Annotated in this window: 14 protein-coding genes; 6 read left to right on the top strand and 8 right to left on the bottom strand. The window is 68.2% G+C overall.

What is annotated here, in order from left to right:
* Complete coding sequence (locus ACLJO0_RS05015) at positions 1–705, bottom strand: SDR family NAD(P)-dependent oxidoreductase (RefSeq protein ID WP_410576746.1); 705 nt, start codon at positions 703–705, stop codon at positions 1–3.
* Between the two features lie 85 nt (positions 706–790).
* On the opposite strand from ACLJO0_RS05015, the gene ACLJO0_RS05010 reads away from it, so the two are divergent.
* The 3 genes from ACLJO0_RS05010 to ACLJO0_RS05000 are packed head-to-tail and all read left to right on the top strand — an operon-like array spanning position 791 to position 2656.
* Positions 791–1408 (top strand): TetR/AcrR family transcriptional regulator, encoded by a 618-nt coding sequence (locus tag ACLJO0_RS05010; RefSeq protein WP_410576745.1) that lies wholly within the window; start codon positions 791–793, stop codon positions 1406–1408.
* A 49-nt stretch (positions 1409–1457) separates the two neighbouring features.
* Positions 1458–2045: a hypothetical protein gene (locus ACLJO0_RS05005; RefSeq protein WP_410576744.1), complete on the top strand. Its 588-nt coding sequence runs from the start codon at positions 1458–1460 to the stop codon at positions 2043–2045.
* A gap of 29 nt (positions 2046–2074) precedes the next feature.
* Positions 2075–2656: a hypothetical protein gene (locus ACLJO0_RS05000; RefSeq protein WP_410576743.1), complete on the top strand. Its 582-nt coding sequence runs from the start codon at positions 2075–2077 to the stop codon at positions 2654–2656.
* Between the two features lie 79 nt (positions 2657–2735).
* Here the strand turns inward: ACLJO0_RS05000 and ACLJO0_RS04995 are convergent, their stop codons facing one another.
* The 7 genes from ACLJO0_RS04995 to ACLJO0_RS04965 all read right to left on the bottom strand — a co-directional run bounded on the left by ACLJO0_RS04995 (position 2736) and on the right by ACLJO0_RS04965 (position 9963).
* Positions 2736–3926: an ATP-grasp domain-containing protein gene (locus ACLJO0_RS04995; RefSeq protein ID WP_410576742.1), complete on the bottom strand. Its 1191-nt coding sequence runs from the start codon at positions 3924–3926 to the stop codon at positions 2736–2738.
* Positions 3923–4978: a cysteine synthase family protein gene (locus tag ACLJO0_RS04990; RefSeq protein WP_410576741.1), complete on the bottom strand. Its 1056-nt coding sequence runs from the start codon at positions 4976–4978 to the stop codon at positions 3923–3925. The genes ACLJO0_RS04995 and ACLJO0_RS04990 overlap by 4 nt, the downstream gene beginning before the upstream one ends.
* Positions 4975–5958, bottom strand: a complete 984-nt coding sequence (locus ACLJO0_RS04985) for an ABC transporter substrate-binding protein (RefSeq protein WP_410576740.1) — start codon at positions 5956–5958, stop codon at positions 4975–4977. The genes ACLJO0_RS04990 and ACLJO0_RS04985 overlap by 4 nt, the downstream gene beginning before the upstream one ends.
* Positions 5955–6743 carry an ABC transporter ATP-binding protein gene (locus ACLJO0_RS04980; protein WP_410576739.1) on the bottom strand — a complete coding sequence of 263 codons (789 nt, stop codon included), beginning with the start codon at positions 6741–6743 and terminating at the stop codon, positions 5955–5957. The genes ACLJO0_RS04985 and ACLJO0_RS04980 overlap by 4 nt, the downstream gene beginning before the upstream one ends.
* Positions 6743–7837 carry a FecCD family ABC transporter permease gene (locus tag ACLJO0_RS04975; RefSeq protein WP_410576738.1) on the bottom strand — a complete coding sequence of 365 codons (1095 nt, stop codon included), beginning with the start codon at positions 7835–7837 and terminating at the stop codon, positions 6743–6745. The genes ACLJO0_RS04980 and ACLJO0_RS04975 overlap by 1 nt, the downstream gene beginning before the upstream one ends.
* Positions 7818–8558 (bottom strand): class I SAM-dependent methyltransferase, encoded by a 741-nt coding sequence (locus ACLJO0_RS04970; RefSeq protein WP_410576737.1) that lies wholly within the window; start codon positions 8556–8558, stop codon positions 7818–7820. Before ACLJO0_RS04970 ends, ACLJO0_RS04975 begins: the two co-directional genes overlap by 20 nt.
* A gap of 394 nt (positions 8559–8952) precedes the next feature.
* Positions 8953–9963 carry a helix-turn-helix domain-containing protein gene (locus ACLJO0_RS04965; RefSeq protein WP_410576736.1) on the bottom strand — a complete coding sequence of 337 codons (1011 nt, stop codon included), beginning with the start codon at positions 9961–9963 and terminating at the stop codon, positions 8953–8955.
* 609 nt (positions 9964–10572) lie between these two features.
* Here ACLJO0_RS04965 and ACLJO0_RS04960 point away from each other — a divergent pair.
* Genes ACLJO0_RS04960 through ACLJO0_RS04950 form a run of 3 tightly spaced genes read left to right on the top strand, consistent with a single transcriptional unit; the run spans position 10573 to position 14280 of the window.
* Positions 10573–11994, top strand: a complete 1422-nt coding sequence (locus ACLJO0_RS04960; protein WP_410576735.1) for an FAD-dependent oxidoreductase — start codon at positions 10573–10575, stop codon at positions 11992–11994.
* Positions 11972–13093, top strand: a complete 1122-nt coding sequence (locus ACLJO0_RS04955; protein WP_410576734.1) for a Gfo/Idh/MocA family oxidoreductase — start codon at positions 11972–11974, stop codon at positions 13091–13093. The genes ACLJO0_RS04960 and ACLJO0_RS04955 overlap by 23 nt, the downstream gene beginning before the upstream one ends.
* Entirely contained in the window at positions 13090–14280 is a 1191-nt protein-coding gene (locus ACLJO0_RS04950) for a hypothetical protein (RefSeq protein WP_410576733.1), read from the top strand. The genes ACLJO0_RS04955 and ACLJO0_RS04950 overlap by 4 nt, the downstream gene beginning before the upstream one ends.
* Positions 14281–14288: the final 8 nt, after the last annotated feature.

Genomic DNA, 14288 nt, shown 5'->3' with positions numbered 1-14288 from the left:
TCACCTCCCGAACGAACCGACCAGCGCTTCGGGAGCTTCGCGCGTCTCGTAGAGCTTCCAGAAGGCGTCGGCGAAGACGTCGGGGTGGATCACCTCGGGCTCGAAATCCAGCGGGCTCGAGGTGAGCACTCGATGCGGGACGCTGCCCTCGATCAACGCGCCGACGTTGACGGCTCCGGCGTAGACGCCCTTCTCGGCGAGCACGGCGTTCAGGTTGAGGAAGTAGTTCCGCAGCGCGGCCTGCGCCATGCCGACGTTGCCGAGGAAGGGCGCCGGGTGCAGACCGGATTGCCCGGCGGTGAACAGGATCGCGCCGTCGCCACGTTCGGTCATGCCCGGCAGTACGGCCCGCACCAGCGCCACCGCGGACACCAGGAAGCGGTCGAGGATGAGCCGGAGGTTCTCCGGATCCACGTCGAGCACTGGCACGATGCCCTCTCCCATGGTCCCGCCGCCGGGATTGAACGCCACCGCGTCGATGCGGCCGATGGCGGTGACGGCGGCCGCGAGCTGTTCGGGCTCGTAGACGTCGGCGTTGAACCCGCTCGCTTCGATACCGTCCTCGGCGAGTTCGGCGACGAGCGCGTCGAGGTTCTCGGTGGTGCGCGCGACGAGGGCGATACGGAAACCCTCGCGGCCGAAGCGTCGCGCGAGCGAAAGTCCCAGCACCGGTCCGGCGCCGAAGATCGCGAACGTCTTGGTCATGGTTCCTCCAGAAGAACTAAGTTGAGGTTCTCCTCAACTTATACCCTTAACTTGAGGGAACCTTCAACTTGACTACGATGGCGTCATGACCAAACCTCTGCGGAAGGACGCCCAGCGCAACCGCGACCTGCTGGTGCGAGCCGCGCGGGGGCTCTACGCGGTGCGCGGCCTCGACGTCCCGCTCGAAGAGATCGCGAAGACGGCAGGCGTCAGCATCGGCACCCTGTACAACCACTTCCCCCAGCGTGCGGATCTGGTGAACGCCGTGTTCGCCGACCGGACCACGACCGTCGCGAAACTGGCCGAACACGCGCTCTCCCTCGACGACGCCTGGGCCGGGTTGACGTACTTCGTCGAACGGATCTGCGAACTCCAGGCCGCCGATCGCGGTTACAACGAACTCGCCTCGACGCGTCCGCCACAGACCGGAGATCTCGAACGCGGCTACGAACTCATGACCCGGATCGTCGAGCGAGCCAAGGAAAGCGGTGACCTGCGCGCCGACTTCACCCTCGAGGACATGGCCTTCGTGACCTGGGGGATCGCGCGCACGGTGGAGGCGACCGCGGCCGTGCGGCCGGAGGCCTGGCGCCGCCACCTCGCGCTCCTGCTCGACGGCATGCGGGCCACGGCCGCGAGCCCGCTGCCGGAGCCGCCGTTGCTGCCCGGCGAACTCGCTCGGCTCATGGGGCACTGCGACTGAGGGCAACCCGCGGGCCCTCCGGTGCGTGTTCACCCCGGAGGGAGATCCGATGAAGACGAAACTCCTGCTCTTTTCCCTGGTGGGTGCCCTGTTCGCGGTTTCGGCCTGTTCGAGTGGGCCGCCGGCCGCCGCACCTGCGACAGTCACCGTCACCCCGCCGTCACCGTCGTCGCCGTCGCCCGCCGGGCCCGATCCGAAGGCCGTCGCCTGGCTCGACGGCGTGTGCGGCGCGGTGTACGGCTACCTGAAGGCTCACGACGAATACTCACGCAAACAGAAGTCGGGAATCGAAGTCACTCGCGGCGCACTGAAGGAAGAACTCGGGATCCGCGCGGGATTCGCGGGCAAGGTCGTCGACGATCTTGCCGCGCTGCCCCCGTCACCGATTCCCGGCGGCGACGCGGTGAAGAAGTCCCTTGTGGACCAATACGCCGCGGCGAGGGACGCGGCGGCGGCGGGCAAGCAGCGCTTGGAGAAGTCCGGCAACGAAGCCGCCATGGACGCCGCGATCAAGGCGATGGACGCCACGCAGAAGCCGGTCACGGACACCCCGGATCTCCTGCCCGCGCTCAAAATCGAGACACCGGACCTGATGGCCGCCGCGGCCGAGGCCAAGAGTTGCGCTTCTCCCCACTGACCGAAGCTTCACCGCGAACGGAGTCTCCGATGAAGACGAAAGTACTGCTCGTTCCCCTTGCAGCGGCCCTGTTCGCGATGACGGCCTGCTCAGGTGAACCACCGCCTGCCGCCGCACCTGTGACAGTCACCGCCACGCCGTCGTCTTCGGCACCCGCCGCTCCGGACGCCAAGACCGTCGCCTGGCTCGACGGGATGTGCGGCGCGCTGTACGGCTATGTGAAGGCCAGCAACGATCACGCGAGCAAACAGGCGTCGGGCGTCGAAGTGACGCGGAGCTGGCTGAGCGAAGACCTCGGCGTGCGCGCCGGGCTCGCGGACAAGGTCATCGGCGAGCTGGCCGCGCTGCCCCCGTCACCGGTCCCCGGCGGCGACGAGGCCAAGAAGTCCATTGTGGACCGCTACACCGCTGCACGGGACGCGGCGGCCGACGGCAAGCGTCAGCTCGACGCGTCCAAGGGGCAGGCCGCGCTGGACCAGGGGCTCAAAGCCCTTGAAGCGGCCCAGAAACCGCTGACGGAGACGACCGATCCCTTCGCTTCCATCAAGATGGACACGGCGGACTTGGCAGCCGCCGCCGCGGCCGCCAAGAAATGCGTGCCCGCCTCCTGACCCACCCTCGGCGCGGCCCTGTGTCGCGAAAGCCACTTTGGGGACGCCTGGCGTCCCGAAAGTGGCTTTCGCGACGCTCTCAGGACTCGATCTCCGGCGTGACCCCACCCGCCGCGGCAAGCGCGCGATGCAGCGCCAGCTCCGCCGTCGGTCCTTCGGCCAGCACGATCCCGGTGCAGGACCGCTGATCCGTGAGGTGCCGGATCTCGTCACCGGGGCTCGCCGTCGGATACCACTCCGGCGCGCCCGGGAGACCGGGCAACCTGTCGAGCCCCGACCAACCCTTCAGCACACCTTCCGCGGCCGGGTACGCCAGGACGAACGCGATCCCCGGTCCCCCACCGACCTCCTGGGTCAGCAAAGCGGGTTCCTCGCCCAGCGCCATGGCGATCATCGCGGAATAGACGTTGGTGTCCAAAGACCGGCACAGCGCCTCGCCGAGCATCGCCCCGCCGATCCGGATGTTGATCTCGACGACCTCCGGCCCGTCGACGGTGAGCACGAATTCGGTATGCGCGAAGCCCTGCTCGTGTCCGGCGGCCTTGAGCACCCGGCCGATCCAGTCGGCCAGTCCGGCGTATTCGGCCTCGGGGAACGCCACCGGGAACGCGGCGGCCTCCTCGCGTCGCACGGGTTCGGGCGACAGCTGACGGGAGAGGATCCCGAGCAGCCGCGTCCTTCCTTGCCAGGTGACGGTTTCCGCGCTGTAGAGCGGTCCGGCGAAATACGGTTCGGCGATCAGATGGCCCTTGAGCGGCGTTTCCTTCGCCTCCCGCCTGGCTCGCTCGAGTTCGTCCTGGTCACGAACGAGCCACACCCCGCGTGACGACGTTCCCGAAGAATCCTTGACCACCAAGGGAAACCCGAGTTCCTCGGCGACCATGACGGGTACCGGCCTACCGCGGGTGAGCCCGTGTTCGTACAGCAGATCGCGCACGGCACCCTTGTCCCGCAAGACACGGACGGCGGCCGCGTCGGGGCCGGGCAGGCCCAGCCGGGCGGTGAGTTCCGCGCCGGGAAGCGCCCATGTGTCGGTCGAGTTGATGATCCCGGCGAGGTCCGGGATGGCACACAACGCCGCTTCGCAGGCCGCGATGTCGGTGGTGTCGATGTCGACGACCTCGACCCTGTCCGGCCCGAGGGTGCCGAGTTCGTACCGGTAGATGTCGCGGTTTCCGGTGAACAGAACCAGTTTCCGCCCGGCCTCCGCCGCGGCGTCCGCCAGCCTGCCCAGGCCGAACGTCAAGGCTTCCAACAGGACGACGGTCACGACGCCCGCTCCTTCCGGTACAGCGGTTGCGCGGGTATCCCGAAGCGGCGGCGGCTCCAGTCCATCGCCGCCCACGGCAGCGCGAGTTCGTCCAGTGAAGCGATCTCGCGCGGAGCGAGCCCCGCCGGGTCGACCGCTTCCCGGTGCCGGGCGAAGACCCGCGCCGTGTAGCGATGTCCGGTGTCGGCGCCGATCACGACGTGCGTCCGATCCGGGTTCCGCGCCGCTTCCCAGCCCGCGACGAGGTACGCGGCACCGGTGGAAAGCCCGGCGAAGACGGCGTGGTCGCGCATCAGGCCGACGGTCGCGGCCATGGCGTGCACGAAGTCCAGCCAGTGGATCCGGTCGTACAGTGTGTGATCGACGTTGCCGAACGGGATGGCGGACCCGATCCCCGCGATGATCGCGTCCGGATCGGTGAACCGCTCGCTGCCGAAGGTGACACTGCCGAACGGCTGCACGCCGGTGAGCCGGACGTCCGGATCGCGTTCGCGCAGTGACCGCGCGATCCCGCCGGTCGACGCGCCGGTGCCCACACTGCCGACGACGGTGAGCGGCCCGGACGGCAGCGCGCGGGCGACGAGATCGGCGACCTCGCCGTACCCCAGGTAGTGCACGGGATCGTGGTACTGGCGCATCCAGTGCATCCCCGGATTGCGTTCCAGCAGTTCGTGCACGCGTGCGACGCGGCGCCGCTGGTCGAGCCGGAGGTCGTCCGACGGCGGCATCTGGTCCACCGTCGCGCCCAGGATCTCCAGCTGCGAGCGCATGGTGAGGTCGACGGTGGTGGAGGCGACGATATGGCAGCGCAGACCGTAACGATGACAGGCCATCGCCAGCGCGAGCGCGTAGATCCCGCTGGAGCTGTCGATCAGCGTCTGTCCTTTTCGGACGGTACCGTCGGCGAGCAGCGACCGGACCGCGCCGAGCGCCGCGTAGACCTTCAGGGTCTCGAAGCGGATCAGCACGACGTTCGGCTTGAGCCGGATCAACGCCGGTGTCTTGATCGCGTCGGTGACGTGTTCGTGGACCAGCGCGGACATCGCGTTCACCGGCCGATCGAGCGCAGGTACGCGGCCAGTGATTCGGCGCCCGCCGCGTTGCGCGGGCCGCTCACGAGATCCCCGTAGGAGACGACGTGGAACCGGTTGTCGCGCACGGCGGGGGTGTTCTTCAGCTGTGGCGCCGATTTGATGAACGCGATCTTGTCCTTCGCGGGCTGGTCCGCGTAGTCCACCACGACGATCACCTCGGGCTCGGCCTTCACCACCGCTTCCCAGCCGACGCTGCCCCAGCCGTCCTGGAGGTCGCGGAAGACGTTGGTCCCGCCCGCGGCGTCGATGATGTCGTGGGGAGCGGCGTGTTTTCCTGAAGTGAAGGGCTGATCGGTGCCGGAGTCGTAGACGAACACCTTGGCGGGCGGGGTCTTCGGTGCTCCGGCTCGGACCTTGTCGAAGCGTCCCTTGAGTTCCGCGACCAGTTCGTCGGCCCGCTGGCGGACGCCGAAGATGTCACCGAGGTTGCGCAGGTCGGTGTAGAGCGCCTCGAGCGGCGTCACCTCCGACTTCGCGGCCGGATACTCCCAGCAGGTCTCGGTGTGCAGATAGCTTCGGATGCCGACCTGCTCCAGCAGCTTCGGCGTGATCCCGCGTTCCTCGCTGAAGCCCGAGTTCCAGCCCGCGATCACCCAGTCCGCCTTGGCGTTGACCAGGATTTCGCGGGTGACCCGCGAGGTGCCGAGCCGTTCGACCTTGGCGTAGTCGTCCTTCCACGGCGACCCGGCGATCGACGGATCGCCGAGCGAGTTCATCACGTAACCGCGCATCCGGCCGGCGAGGCCGAGCGCGAACATCTTCTCGGCGCCGGAGACGTCGTAGGCCACCGGGCGCTGGGGCGCCGGGAAGGTGACCTGCGCACCGCAGTTGGTCACCGTGGCCTGTGCCGGTGCTGCCGGTCCGGCCTCGACCTGGGCACCGCAGGCGCTCAGGAGCAGCGCCGCGGCGAAGAGCGCGGTCACCCTGGACGGCTTCATCGTGTGATCCCCTCGGTTTCATCGGCGGGAAGGTCGTACAGCAGCTGGAGCGCCCCGGTCACGGGATGGGTCACCTGGGTGACCTCGACGCCGAACACGGCGCGGACCGTTTCGGGCGTGAGCACTTCGGCCGGGGTTCCGCAGGCGGCGAGCGATCCGCCGCGCAGCAACGCGATCCGGTGACAGACGGCGGCGGCGAGGTTGAGATCGTGCAGGGCGACGAGCACCGTGAGCCCGCAGTCGCGCAGGAATTTCAGCAGTTCCACCTGATGGCGGACGTCGAGGTGATTGGTCGGCTCGTCGAGGACCAGCACTTCCGGTTCCTGGACGAGCGCCCTCGCCACCAGTACCCGTTGCCGTTCCCCGCCGGAAAGTGTCAGCACACTGCGCTGGGCGAGATGGGTGATGTCCATCCGCCGCAACGCTTCCCGGCACAGCGCGCGTTCGCGGGCCGAAAGCCGGAGGTTGCCGCGCTGATGCGGCGACCGGCCGAGCGCGACGACCTCCTCGACGGTGAAGTCCAGATCCGCCCGGCTGTCCTGGGTGAGCGCGGCGATCCGGCGGGCCGTGTCGCGCAGGCCCTGTTCCGCCAGGTCGATGCCGTCGAGCAGGACGGCGCCGCCGGACGGGGTCAGCGCCCGGTAGACGCAGCGCAACGCCGTCGACTTGCCGCTGCCGTTGGGGCCGAGGAGGCCGACGACCTCGCCCGAGCCGACGTCCAGGCGCAGTTCGCGGATCAGCGTCGATCCGGCCACCTCGACGGAAAGATCGCGCAGGGAAAGCATCAGCGACCCCCGAACGCGTAACCGCGGCGCCGCATCACGACGAGGAACACCGGGACGCCGATCAGCGCGGTGATCACGCCGAGCGGCAGTTCCTCCGGCGCGACGAGGGTGCGGGCGAGCAGATCGACCCACACCAGGAACACCGCGCCCACCAGCGGCGCGAGCGCCAGCACGCGGCGATGCCCCGAACCGGCGATCATCCGCACCACATGCGGCAGGACCAGCCCGACGAACCCGATCGAACCGCTGACCGCCACCAGCAGTCCGGTGACGACCGCGGTGAGCAGGAAAAGCCAGCGGCGCAAGGCGGCGGCGTCGGTGCCGAGGCTCATCGCGGTCTCGTCGCCCATGGACAGGACGTCGAGCGCGGTGCCGTACCGCAGCAGGACGATGATCGCCACGGCCACCCCGAGCGCGGCCAGCGGCAGGGACGCCCAGGTCGCCGCGCCGAGGCTGCCCAGCAGCCAGAACAGCACGGTCTGCGCGGCCTGGCCGCTCGGCGAGAGGTAGACGAGCACGCTCATCACGGCTTGGAAGGCGTAGGTGAGCGCGACCCCGGTGAGCACGAGACGCAACGGCGTCAGGCCGAATTTGCTGCGGGCGGCCAGATAGACGAGTGCCGTCGCGCCAAGCGCGCCGAGGAAGGCGGCAGTCGACAGCGCCAGCACGCCGAGCCCGGCGAACAAGCCGAACACCACGACGGCGGCGGCACCGACCGAGGCACCCGACGAGATCCCGAGCACGAACGGATCGGCGAGGGCGTTGCGGACCAGCGCCTGCACGGCGACCCCGACCACCGCGAGCCCCGCGCCGACCACGGCCGCCAGCAGCACCCGCGGCGTGCGGACCTGCCAGACGATCGAGTACCCGGTGACCTCGTCGCCGGTGATGGTGCCGCCGGTGATGGCCTTTCCCAGGTAGCGCAGGACATCCGGGAGAGCGACGGTGGACGGGCCGAGCGCGATGCCCGCGATCAGCGAGATCACCAGCGCCGCCGACAGCAGGAGCACCGGACCGGTGAGCCGCAGCGAGCGTGAGGTGTCGTCGTCCGGTTCGGCGAACAGGCGAAGCGTTTCAGCCGGCACGTTCACCACGCACGATCAGGCGGCGTGCGTGGTTGTCGTACGGCGAGCCGTCGAAGTCACCGAAGCACTCGACGCCGGTGAAGCCCACCGTCTCGAACAGTGCCTTCAGTTCAGCCGCGCTGTACAGGAAGGACAGGATCGACGCCTGCTTCGCCGCACCGTCGCGGACCAGCGTCCATTCGGTCTTGAGGCGGGTCCAGTCGTCGAGGATGGTGTCGCGCATGAACACCGTCCCGCCGTCGACGTCGACCGCTTTCGGACGGCCGACCCAGCCCGCGAGCACCTCCTTGCCGAGCACGTCGATCAGGAGCCTGCCGCCGGGCGCGAGGCTCGCGTAGGCGTTTCGCAGCACGGTGAGGTTGTCACCGGGCTCGGTGAAGTAGCCGAACGACGTGTACATGTTGATGATCAGGTCGTACGCGCCGGGCTCGGCGTACTCGAACATGTCCGCCTGGATCAGTTTCGCGGCGACTCCGGCGCTTTCGCAGGCCTCTCGCGCGCGTTCGAGCATCGCCGGGCTGAGGTCGACGCCGGTCACGTCGGCGCCCTTCTTCGCCAGCGGCACGACGTGGATCGCCGGGCCGCACGCCAGATCGAGCACCTTCGCGCCGTCGGCGACCTGGAGCAGCGGTGACGTGGCCGTCAGGCGTTCGGCCTCTTCGGCCCGGCTGGGCGGGAACATCACGTCCGCGAACCCGACCCACAGGTCGTCGTCCTCGTACCAGTGCATCTCTCTCCGCTCGCCGGACCACATGATTCAGCCCCACAAGTCGTCGAAAGGTCGTCTTCGGTTCCCGGTTTCGCCGCCTTTCTCGTGGAGTGATCACGCGATCGCCGGTCCAGGTGCCTGGTTGAGGTACATGAAGGCCCCCTTCCTGTACCTAGGCGCAAGGAAGGGGTCCTTCATGTACTTCGGCTGGCGTGAAGGCCGAGTTTCCTCGGCTGAGCGGAGGGAAGGGGTCCTTCACGCGCTGTCGCCGTAGTGCTGGGGCACAAGATGGCGTTCCTGCGCGCCCGCCGCCTCGGCTCGGGCCGAGCTCAGCCCGGCATGCCGTGAGGGCCTCCTTCCCTACCCTCAGGGTAGGTAAGGAGCCCTTCACGGACCTGCGATCCCGGCCGCACGCTCAGGGAGGCGGGATCAGATCGATGAGGAAAGTCTGGTCAGGCGCGCCGGAGCAGCGTTCCCGGACGACCTCCGTACCGGCGACGGTGTCCATGTCGCGCAGGCCGAGGCATTGGCTGGTGCCGACGGGACGGATGACGAAACGCCCCTCCTCCGTCGGACCGGCCGCGCCGATGGTGAACAACTGGTCCATACCATCGTCGTCGCAGTCGTCGCGGGGTTCGATCAGGTCGTGCCCCAGTCCCTCGTTCACCACCGTGAGGCAGCCGACCCCGCTTTCCGGATGGTGCCACTGGATCTGCACTGCGTTCTCTTCGCCGACCGGGTCGATGAACAGATGCGGAGCCGCGTCGCTGCCGCAGAGCTGCTGGGCGACGACGGTGCCGGCATAGAGCCTGGTCCGGTCCGCCCCTTCGGCGAGACAGAACTCGGGCGAGCGGGCGGGCCGGATCTGCGCCCAGCTGCCCACCTCCCGGATGTCCAGCCCCGGTATCACGGCCGCGGTGTCCTTGCCCTTCGTGGCCGCGCCGAAGGACCGGGTCAGATAGCCGAGTGCCCCGACGAGGACGATGCTCACGACCGCGGCCACGATCAGCGGTCCGCGCCAGCGAGGTCGCCGGGGCGGCGGTGCGGGCTCCGGTTCCGGTGCCGGCGGGAGCGCGGGAGTCACCTTCATGTCGTCGACGAGCCGCAGCGGAACCCCCATCGCGATCCGCGTCCTGGCGCCGAGCCACCGCCGCACGTCTTCGTCGTTCAACCCGCACGCGCGCGTGAACGTCTCCACGAACGATTCGCGGGGCAGTGTGGTCCGGCCGAGAGTGGTCGCGACCGTACTCGCCGGAAGCGTTCCCCCGAGTTCTTTCGCCCGTCCGGCCAGTTGTCGATAAGTCAATCCGGACCACGTTCTCAATACACGCAGTGCCGCTGTGAACTCAGCCGGTGAAGACGCTGAGTCCGGTGACGGAACCCCCGTCGACGACTCCCCGTCGTCGCCCCCCGCATCAACGATCATCGCTCTAGATTGACTGAACCGATCTCGACCCTGATACCGCCATTCAGCGGCGCCGGAATCTGCTGTTCGGGCCACTCGAACGATTTCGAACAAGGCCGAACTACCCGAAGGTTGCCCATGCGCTGGTCAGGAAGTCAGGCTGGCCCCAGTCGGTCCCCAAGCCGGCCACCTCGGGGGAGGCTCGGGAATACCGGGCCCGAAGAAAAATGAGCAAACCGGAAGAGCCCGCACGATCATCGTCAAGGGCGACGGTGAACCCGGCGGAAACACCCGGTTCATCTCGGAAGGCATCCACTGAAATCTCTGCTTTGAAGACCGGATGACGCCTGACGTCGCCCGCATCGGGCTGCATCTGCTGATTCCGAAGAGAAAACCTCGTGCGCCGCACATCTGAGCACACACGAGGAATGAAAGCTGCGATTCCAGCAGCGAACCGGCGGTTCGCAGACCGACGCGCCGCGCCGATCGTATCGGCCCGGTGACCGTGCGTTGACATAAGCAACAGCCATGTCTCGCGGCGGTATGGCCCGGTCTCGTTCGAACCCGGTCGTCCATGAATGGCGAACATCGGATTGTGGAGCGTTGTTGATGCATAGCGGGCAAAATGATGTGGCCGAGAGGCAGGTCGTCGTCGTCGGGGCCGGTAATGCGGGTCTTTGCGCCGGTATTGCGGCGCTGCAGGCCGGCGCGATCTCCGTCAGTGTCCTCGAAGCCGCGCCGAAAGAACTGCGCGGCGGGAACAGTTCCTTGACCAGGACCATGCGTTTCTCCTGGCAGGGAAGTCCCTTCATCGCGGCCCTGTTGCGGGAGGCGGACAAAGACCGGGCCGAAGAGATCCTGGACGGCCGGTCGGGGTACTCGGACGAGCAGTACGTCGACGACTGGCTGCGGGTGTGCGGCGACCAGGTGGACGTCGCCCTGATCGAGTCGATCGTCCGCCGTTCGACGGAAACGATCACCTGGATGCGCGACTTCGGGCAGCGCTGGGCCCCGCGGCCGACCCCGCTCCCCGGTGACGTGCCGATCGTGCTCGACGGCGGCGGTCAGAGCCTTCAGGACCGCAACTTCGCCCGGTTCGAACAGCTCGGGGGAACGGTCTTCTACGACAGCGCGGTCGCCGGCTTCGAGAAGACCGCCGACGGCCGGTACCTGGTCCACGGATCGGGGCCCGCTTTCCCGGTGATCGCCGACGCGCTGGTGCTGGCGTCGGCGGGCTTCGAGGCGAACACCGGGCTGCGTGAACGCCACCTCGGCGAGGAGTGGCGGGACGTGAAGCTGCGCGGTGTTCCGTTCAACGAAGGCGCCCCGCTGGCGGCCGCCGTCGAATTCGGCGCCGACACCGCGGGCAACTGGGAAAAGTGCCACACCACGCCGCAGGGCATCGAACTGCCCGACTACATGTTGCCAGGGCAGATGCACAAATCCCACGGCCTCGCCAGGTACGCCTTCCCGCTGGGTGTCGTGGTCAACCGGGAAGGGCGCCGGTTCTTCGACGAAGACGGCGGCTACAGCAATCTCACCTACGTCACGCTCGGGCAGAAGATCCAGGAACAGCCGGGACGGATCGCGTTCCAGATCTTCGACGACAAGGTCGTCTCGGCCGGGTCGCTCCCGAACGGTTACCTCGGCGACCCGGCGTCGGTGACCGTCTCCTCGATCGAGGAAGGCGCCCGGCGGCTCGGCATCGACGCCGCGAATCTGGCCGCCGAAATCGAGCGCCTGCATTCCGGCAGCACGGAGAAGCGGCTCGACACGCCTCCGTTCCTGTTCGTCCCGGTGGTCTGCGGCCTGACCTTCACCTACGGCGGGCTGTCCGTGTCCCCCGGTGCCGAGGTGCGTGGCGGCGGCGAACCGATCGACGGTCTCTACGCGGCGGGTGTGATCGTCGGCGGCCTTTACGACCAGGGCTATCCGGGCGGCACCGGCCTGATGGCGGGTGCCGTGCTGGGCCGGGCCGCGGGCACGTCCGCCGCCCGCCATTCCATCCGGTCGCGGGGAGGGGAAGCCCGTGTCGGCACTGTCGCTGGCTGAGAAGACGATCGTCATCGTCGGGCTCGGCAAGATCGGGTCGTTGTACGCCGCATGCTACGGGCAAGCGGGTCATCGGGTCCGCACCGTGGACGTCGGCGCCGGCGCCGACTGGGACCGGGTGGAAGAGGTGCCGGATCCGTCGGACGTCGACGCCTGGGTGGTCGCCACCCCGACGGCGACCCACCTCACCGTGGTCGACGAGATCCTGCGGCTTCAGCCCGACGCGCGGATCCTGCTGGAGAAACCGGCCTGCTATCCGGACGAACTCGACGCCCTCGCCCGCACGGTCCTGCGGCATCCCCGCGCCCGGATCATCGTCAACGACGTCTATTCCCACAGCGAAGCCGTGCAGCGCTTCGCGGCGTCAGTGCGGGAAGCCGGTGAATTCGATCCGATCCGGAAGGTCACCATCGAATTCACCAAGAACCGGGAGTTCGACGTCGCGAACGGCCGGTTCGTGGACACGCAATACGGCGAAGCCGGCTACGAGGGCTTCCACATGTTAAGCATTCTGCGCGCGATCCTTCCGGCCGATCAGTACCGGACGTATCTGCGCACGGCACCGTCGTCGGTGACGGCGGAGATGCGGGTGCTGACCTCGGCGATCGACCTGCCGGACGTCGAGCTCTACACGTCCTCGACCGGCGCCGTCGCCTTTCCGGCACTGGCCGGATTCGCGTTCCCCGAGGACGTGTCGAGGGATTTCATCGCCCCCGCCGCCATCCCCTACGGCTCCGAGTTCCGGTATCGCTTCGCCGACGTGGAATTCCGCTCCGGCAAACACGTCACCTTGGTCTTCGAACCGTTCTTCGGCTCGGACCTCGACCACAAGAACATCCACGCCGTTCACATCCGGCACGCCGGCGACCTTCTGGAACCGGTGGCGGCGCGCCATTTCCTGATCACCGTCAACCATTTCAAGGAGGCACTTCTGACGCAGCTGAACCTCTTGGGGCACCTCGACGAGGGCACCACGGTGACCCGGCCCGCCGAGCACCGGTTCCTCGCCGCGCTGGGTTCGGCGATGTTCACCGGCACCTTCCCGCAGACAACGGAAAACGACCACGAAGAGTTCGCACGAATTGGGAGCGAAGCATGACGCGAAGCATTGAGGACCTTTCGACACTGTTGCGACCGGCCAAGGACATGCTGGCCGAAGTCTCGGACCGGGAAGCGGCGCTGACCGAGGTCACGAGCCAGCTCAAGAACGACGACGCCGCCCGCGCGTTGTTCGGGAAGGTGTGCCGATTCGAGGCGCCCTTCACCGCGAGCTGGATCCACGGCCCCGGCGACAAATCCCCTTACCTGTCACTGGAACTGGCCGCGGCGTCGCTCGACGACGACCGGCATCGCGCCCTGCTCGCCGACATCGTGCTGTCGACGTCGCCCTCCATTCCCTACGACTACCGGGCGCTGGCCGCGGAAAAGCTCGTCCAGGTCGGAACGGGTGAGTTCGCCGACGCACTCCAGGAGGTCGTCGACTCGTACGAACCGCTGCCCAACCGTGGCCTCCAGGCCAAGATCGCCGTTCCCACCGACGGCATCGACCACCTCTTCGAGATCCCGGAAACGGTGACCGGCAGGCTCGACCTCCTGATCGCGGCCAGCAAGGCGAAGACGCTGGAGACCAGGCACCGGTTCGCCGTCCGGGTCCTCGCGAACGGCGTCCTGCCGTCGGAGCCGGTCGGCGACGCGGAGCGGCTGATCCTCGAAGACGTCGGGACGACCATGGTGGTGGCGTCGGACTACCTCGTGCCTTGGGACCAGGAATTCCCCGGGGAGCACGGCTCCGGCCTCACGCTCGCGGAACTGGTGCGCATCACGCTGATGTGCGGTGAATTCTCGCTTCCGGACACGACCGTCCGGCCGATCCTGGTCGACTTCTACCGGTCGGTGCTGCGGACCTGCGGCCGTTCGATCATCGGCCTCGCGGCAGGCGTCTTCCACGTGGAGCACGGCACGCTCGCCACGCCCTCGTACTACTACCAGGGCCGCGACGCGATCCTCGGCAAGGGCTGCGTGATCGACTGCGTCGGCGGGGCGGTCCTGCAGGCGGGTTCGTTCCTCGGCGGCGGCTACATGCCGATCCTGATCCACACCCACAAGCACATCCGCAAGGGCGGTCAGGCCGCCGCCTCGGAGCGCAAGCAGATCCTCCCGTGCATTTTCGCGGCGGAAGCGGGCGCTCGCTATCCGATGGACGCCATCGGCCTCTTCGAAACCGTGGACTACCTCGGCAAGGAGACGCCGTACCAGGGAATCCGGGCGATCCCGCACGCCGCGTGACGCACGAC

Origin of the sequence: Amycolatopsis sp. lyj-108, from assembly GCF_046549005.1 — a bacterium.
In the GTDB taxonomy this organism is placed as follows: Bacteria; Actinomycetota; Actinomycetes; order Mycobacteriales; family Pseudonocardiaceae; genus Amycolatopsis.
The sequence above is the reverse complement of the archived record's forward strand: the minus strand, read 5'-3'. Positions and strand labels throughout refer to the sequence as shown.

Coding starts and splice junctions, on each gene's coding strand:
- ACLJO0_RS05015 (WP_410576746.1), bottom strand. CDS start 705: ATGACCAAGACGTTCGCGATCTTCGGCGCCGGACCGGTGCTGGGACTT.
- ACLJO0_RS04985 (WP_410576740.1), bottom strand. CDS start 5,958: ATGAAGCCGTCCAGGGTGACCGCGCTCTTCGCCGCGGCGCTGCTCCTG.
- ACLJO0_RS05005 (WP_410576744.1), top strand. CDS start 1,458: ATGAAGACGAAACTCCTGCTCTTTTCCCTGGTGGGTGCCCTGTTCGCG.
- ACLJO0_RS05010 (WP_410576745.1), top strand. CDS start 791: ATGACCAAACCTCTGCGGAAGGACGCCCAGCGCAACCGCGACCTGCTG.
- ACLJO0_RS04980 (WP_410576739.1), bottom strand. CDS start 6,743: ATGCTTTCCCTGCGCGATCTTTCCGTCGAGGTGGCCGGATCGACGCTG.
- ACLJO0_RS04965 (WP_410576736.1), bottom strand. CDS start 9,963: ATGATCGTTGATGCGGGGGGCGACGACGGGGAGTCGTCGACGGGGGTT.
- ACLJO0_RS04970 (WP_410576737.1), bottom strand. CDS start 8,558: ATGCACTGGTACGAGGACGACGACCTGTGGGTCGGGTTCGCGGACGTG.
- ACLJO0_RS04950 (WP_410576733.1), top strand. CDS start 13,090: ATGACGCGAAGCATTGAGGACCTTTCGACACTGTTGCGACCGGCCAAG.
- ACLJO0_RS05000 (WP_410576743.1), top strand. CDS start 2,075: ATGAAGACGAAAGTACTGCTCGTTCCCCTTGCAGCGGCCCTGTTCGCG.